We start from the raw sequence: 1,488 nt of genomic DNA, 5'->3' as shown, positions 1-1,488 counted from the left end.
CCGGCAGCTGCGCGGGGGTGCGTGCCAGCGCCTCCTCGGCGGCCGCGACGAGCGCGTCGACGGTCCCCAGCAGACCGCTGCCGGCGGAGGCCGCCCTCTCGGCGGCCTCGGCGGCTGCCCGGGACACCGTGAGCACCGTCCCCTCCTGGGGGTCGGCGACGGCCGCCCACGCCAGATCGTCGCCGCGGCGCAGCGCCTTGGCCAGCAGCTCCGGGCCGACCCCGGCGCCGCGGACGGGGGCGGTGAGCACGTCGGCCCAGCCGCGCACCAGCTGGCTGGCGATGACGCCGGAGTTGCCGCGGGCGTGGACGAGCAGGGCCCGGGCCAGGTCCCCGCCGGGCTCGGTCACCGCACCGCCGACCGTGAGGGCGAGGTTGGTCCCGGTGTCGCCGTCGGGCACGGGGAAGACGTTGAGCGCGTCGATGTCCGCACGGGCGCCGTCGAGCCGGGAGGCGACCAGACGGGCCCAGGCACGCAGGCCGGCGCCGTCGAGCACGACGTCGTCCTCCGGCCCGGTCATGCGCGGGAGGATACGGACCACCCCGGACGCACGGTCCCGGGCGCACCGGCTGCGGTCGGAGCGGTCCTGCCGGATCCGCTACCCTGTCGTGGTTGCTCACCGGGATCCCGGGGACGCACGAGGACGGCCCGCACCCGGGCCGACCGCCCGTACGGGCCCCGCCGGGCCCAGACACCGACCTCCCGAGGAGTTACCCGTGGCTGCCACCTGCGACGTCTGCGGCAAGGGCCCCGGCTTCGGCCACAGCATCTCCCACTCCCACCGCCGCACCAAGCGGCGCTGGAACCCGAACATCCAGCGGGTCCGGGCGATGGTGGGCGCCACGCCGAAGCGCGTCAACGTGTGCACCTCCTGCCTCAAGGCGGGCAAGGTCACCCGCTGACCCCCCGGCGGCTCTGCCGCCCCGCACCACCTCACGGCCGTCGACCTCCGGGTCGGCGGCCGTCGTCGTGCTGCCACGGTGGTCGAGCCGGTCCCCCGGGGTCGGGCGGCGTCGCTCCTCGGGTGGCCGGCGCTGCCGCAGCCCTCAGGACGGGTAGTGCACCCAGCCGCCCGCGTCGGTCCGCCGGACCCCGTCGACGACGACCCCGGTCCAGCCGTCGTCCTCCGGCGGCCCGACCTGCCCCACTGGCGTGAACCCGTCGGGCAGCGCACGACCGGGCGGCAGGACGGCGAGCATCGCGTGCTCCTCACCGCTGGTGAGCACCCACTCCTGGGCGTCGGCGCCCAGCAGCCCCGCCACCTCGTGCAGGTCCGCCGAGGGCCGCAGCGCCGGGCTGGCGAGGTCCAGCGCCAGGACGACACCGGAGGCCCGCGCGACCCGGGTGGCGTCGCGGACCAGGCCGTCGCTGACGTCGATCATCGCCCGGGCGCCGGCGTCACGGGCACGGGGACCGGCGGTGTGGTCGACCACGGGCGAGCGGTGGACGGCGGCGACCCGGCCGGCGGCCCCCGCCCCAGCCGCCCCT

2 protein-coding genes and 1 pseudogene are annotated in these 1,488 nt (G+C 77.8%); 1 reads left to right on the top strand and 2 read right to left on the bottom strand.

Translation table 11 applies throughout. The features are described 5' to 3' along the window. A partial coding sequence (locus tag WCS02_RS20255; RefSeq protein ID WP_340296115.1) for a DAK2 domain-containing protein occupies positions 1–520 on the bottom strand: 520 nt, incomplete at its 3' end. Between the two features lie 196 nt (positions 521–716). Between WCS02_RS20255 and rpmB the strand changes: the two genes are divergently transcribed. Beyond that, on the top strand, positions 717–902 hold the full coding sequence (gene rpmB / locus WCS02_RS20250) for a 50S ribosomal protein L28 (protein WP_340296113.1): 186 nt from the start codon (positions 717–719) through the stop codon (positions 900–902). A gap of 144 nt (positions 903–1,046) precedes the next feature. Here rpmB and WCS02_RS20245 read toward each other — a convergent pair. Continuing rightward, positions 1,047–1,488, bottom strand: a pseudogene (locus WCS02_RS20245) (thiamine-phosphate kinase); the annotation flags it as partial.

Origin of the sequence: Aquipuribacter hungaricus, from assembly GCF_037860755.1 — a bacterium.
Taxonomy (GTDB): Bacteria; Actinomycetota; Actinomycetes; order Actinomycetales; family JBBAYJ01; genus Aquipuribacter; species Aquipuribacter hungaricus.
Note: the sequence above shows the minus strand (reverse complement) of the source record. Positions and strands in the feature narration are given on the sequence as shown.